Raw genomic sequence first — 3,849 nt, forward strand, 5'->3', positions numbered from 1 at the left:
CCCCGCCGCGACCAAACTTTGGGGTTTTTTACTGAATTGAATCTATGAAGGAGTTAATCCTTAATTAATATCATCTATTTACACATATTCTATCACAATGGATTAACTCCTTCTAGTCGGAGGAGAGAAAATTATTATGGGAAAAATTGTTGATTTTACTGATTCTGAAAAGAAAGCACGAGTCAGGGATTTTAAATTGGATGATGTTATTGGTGCAGTTGGACTGGGGTTGTCACCAGACCAACAAAAAGCAATTTTAGAAGTCTTACATAATGTTACCGGAGAAGATTATTATATAGGCAAAAGAAAAAAACGAACCGATGGGGTGAAGTTCGTGCAATTAATTATGGATAATATTAGTTATCTAAATGAAATTGGTTATTTAAAACCGTCTGAAGAATCTTTTTTATTTAAATTAACGCCATATATTGAGTTTAAATCTAACGTTATTATTGAGAAGGAAAAATATATAGATGATGAATTTGAAATTAAAACAAATGCAGCAACTCCTACGTACTTGGCAAAAGAATTTGGAGTTACTAGAAAACATGTTTCAAATATTATGAATGGACTTTTAGAAAAAGGGATATTAGGAGTTGCAGAAGCTGGTATGAGTACTGAAGATGGACGAACTTGTACAAGTCGTACATGGTTTGTAAATCCTAATGTTATGTGTTGTTCACCGAAAGATGGAATAGATAAGGCTACTCAGCATATTTTTAAAAAGTCACTCAGAAATTTTATTGTTGAAGGAACTACTAAAAAGCATAAATTACCGATTTATTTATTTTGAAACTAGCTTATACAAGAAGCTAGTTTTTTTATGCTTGAAATTAATCGTTAATTAGTATCTTTCCAAACTTAAGGTGTAACCATATGGTTACACAGGTGTAACCATATGGTTACACCTTACCTCTTATAAACCCTTGGTATTACTGACTTTTTATAATTGCCCTATCTCACTCTATATAAGGGGCTAAAAGTTTCGCAAGAAACAGGTAGTATTTTTTCGCAAACCCAGCGAAAAAATCTCCACCTTCAATATAAAAAAGTCGGTTCGTTTATCCTCACCTAACGGCTATCGCCGTTTCTTTTTTATATTGTTCTTGCCAAACTTTTTTCGGCACGTGTTTGACCATCGCCAAGCCGATATACCAAAAAGAAACTCTCAGGTTATCGGCTTGTGCTATCCATTATACGTGCCGAACCGCTAGAGCATTCGTTCAAGAAATTGTTCTTTCTCGATATGTTTTACACGTTTCTTTTTCGTGGGGGCTCTGCCCCGCACACCCCCGGCTGCCTCAACCCAAAAAGTTAGGGAAAAACCTTTTCAAACTCTAGAGATGGTGTTTAGAAGCCCCAGAATCGTTTTTAAGCGTGTATTTTTCTATGAATGTAGAAAAATACTATTATTTATCCAGAAGCCTTTTACCGAGATTTAAGGCACCTTAAAATGAATTTCTTTTATATACCTTGTCTCCAATGCAATATGAACTGGCATAAAGGTGTAGACTATATCTATACACTATTGGTGTTCCTATATGTGTATAGATATAATGCACACATTAAATCGTGTTATACTACCGCCCGACCTTCCTATTTGTATTCGAATTCTCGTCTCGACACCCCACGTTGACTACATCAACATGGGGTGTCGAGAACATACAAATAGGAAGGTCGGACTAGATAGATGGTAAATGTGATTAAAAAAGAAAAAGAGTAAAAAGTAAGACAAGATGGAAAAGCAACATACAAAGATAAAAAATGAGAAAAGAAACTGAAATGAATAGGAAATAAGAATGTTAAGCATAAAAAAATGACAGATATTTTTTCGGCTGAGGTGGATTCAAAACATGTGGAATTGTAAAAAAGTCATATTAACACTGACTCAACAGCTAGGGTTTTTCATATCAACATTGACTCTACATCATATCAACACTAACTCTACAAAATAAAACTTAACGTGATATCAAAAACCCCTTATGCTCTTAAGTTTTGGGTAAGGTGAGTTCAAAAAAAGAGACTGACTATAAAAGGTCAGTCTTAGGTTGCGTAAGGTGCTTCCTCACGTCTTATATAGAAGTATATGTTTTATATAGAGTATGTAAGTGTTAGGACAAGCGTTATTCTTGTTATTAACTTTTGACATTGGAAATGAAAAATCCCTTCAGATTGCTTGCTGAAGGGATTTCATGTTTACATAATTAGTGTTATCGGAAGTTATTTTTAAATCAAATAACTGATAATCGATTCAAATCAAAGATATTAATCTGTTTTTCCTCAAACAATGTTTCAAGGGCATCTAATCCATGTTCTAAAGTATATATTCGTTCTGTTTCTGAAATAGGAACTGCAAGTAGCCAAGCTACTATTTTATCTTCAAACTCTAATGTTTTTAATTCATTTTCCCATATGAATGGATTTGTAAAAAGAATGTGTTGCATGTCAGAGTCTGGGGCATACATATGTACGACATCTTGATAAATAGCACCTGGATAACAAGAGAATTTTGAGTTAATGATATAAAATGCACATGTAGCTATCATATTAGGTGCATACTCATATTTCTCCTCATAAGCTCCTAGTATTTCTATCCTTAATTCATTTACTCCAATATGTTTTCCGATAGAAAAATCTGAGAGTCCTATTGTTGAAATAGAAGTTAATTTGGGAAACGGTCTTTCTTTAACAGCAAGAATATCAATACAACTTTCATGGTTATCATCCCAGTATGTATAAACTTTAGGGTTTTCTCCGCCGAATGTGTTCCAAATTGTTTTTGCTATTGTTTTATTATTTGATACAGTCATTTTTTCGCCTCTCTTTTTGATATACGAAATACTTATTAGAAAAGTATATATTCGTTTGTACTTTACATAACATAATTTATCGGTAGTTACTCTTCCATTATCACATTAATATTTTCTAACTGTTTTTTTAAACTCCATTTTGATGGTTTTAAATAATCACTAAACCAACTTGCCCCTTGTTCAATCCATTTTCGTCTATATTGTTCAAAGCTATATTCTTGATCTAGATCATCAAACCCATACTCAAAACCGCAACAAGAGCATATTTCGTACGAAGGATCTCCATCCTCATCATAAAGGGGCTCTTCTAAACCATCATAACCACAAACTGGACATATATAAGTCATTCATTTCCTTCTTTCTAGTTAATATAAGATTCGTTATCGGAAGTTATTTAAGTCTTTCTAGTTTCGAGATAGCTTGTTTTAATTCTTCACAAACATCTTCGTCACGTTTCTTTAGTAGTCTATTATGTAATATAGGCAAAACTGACTTATCACCGATCTTACTTAATGCGTAAGCTACATATCCTCGAATTTCATCGTTTGGATCGTCAATACAAGTCAATAAAGAGCTAACTAATCTTACATCTGGGAAGAATTTAGCTAAATCTGCCCCCCAGTACCTTCTACCTTCATGTTTATCTTGTATAGCTCTAATTAAGTGTGGAATTACCTCTTCATTACTAAATTCACGTAATACACATGTTGCATGTTCATATACACCATAACAATCATCTAAGCTAAAAGTCATCATAATAGGCTCTATACAACTCGGATGGGGATTTTTCTCAAAATATATAATTGCTTTTGCATATTCATCTATCATTTCTTCAGTTAAATCCTCGTCATCAGGCATAGGAGAGTATTTTTTAAGTATTTGAATGGCTTGTTCTCGATTCATAATTTTCACCTCTAATTTATTGTATACTATATTCATGTGAGGTTTACATAACATCTCATTATCGGAAGTTGGCTTGTCTCTGGAACCCGCATCAACTCTACATTTCGTACAGGATATGAAATTTCACGTTATGCAT

At 33.3% G+C, this 3,849-nt stretch carries 4 protein-coding genes; 1 reads left to right on the forward strand and 3 read right to left on the reverse strand.

The window, feature by feature from the left end:
• Nucleotides 1-136: 136 nt before the first annotated feature.
• Nucleotides 137-793, forward strand: coding sequence for a hypothetical protein (locus tag H540_RS0121685; protein WP_028402358.1), 657 nt, complete (start codon nucleotides 137-139; stop codon nucleotides 791-793).
• A gap of 1,438 nt (nucleotides 794-2,231) precedes the next feature.
• Here the strand turns inward: H540_RS0121685 and H540_RS0121690 are convergent.
• From H540_RS0121690 to H540_RS0121700, 3 genes are all read right to left on the reverse strand, one after another.
• Entirely contained in the window at nucleotides 2,232-2,810 is a 579-nt protein-coding gene (locus tag H540_RS0121690; protein ID WP_028402359.1) for a suppressor of fused domain protein, read from the reverse strand.
• Between the two features lie 86 nt (nucleotides 2,811-2,896).
• Entirely contained in the window at nucleotides 2,897-3,157 is a 261-nt protein-coding gene (locus tag H540_RS0121695) for a hypothetical protein (RefSeq protein ID WP_028402360.1), read from the reverse strand.
• Nucleotides 3,158-3,200: 43 nt separating this feature from the next.
• Nucleotides 3,201-3,713 carry a HEAT repeat domain-containing protein gene (locus H540_RS0121700; RefSeq protein WP_245592324.1) on the reverse strand — a complete coding sequence of 171 codons (513 nt, stop codon included), beginning with the start codon at nucleotides 3,711-3,713 and terminating at the stop codon, nucleotides 3,201-3,203.
• Nucleotides 3,714-3,849 lie beyond the last annotated feature (136 nt).

The organism is Ectobacillus panaciterrae DSM 19096 (assembly GCF_000430785.1).
Lineage (GTDB): Bacteria > Bacillota > Bacilli > Bacillales > Bacillaceae_G > Ectobacillus > Ectobacillus panaciterrae.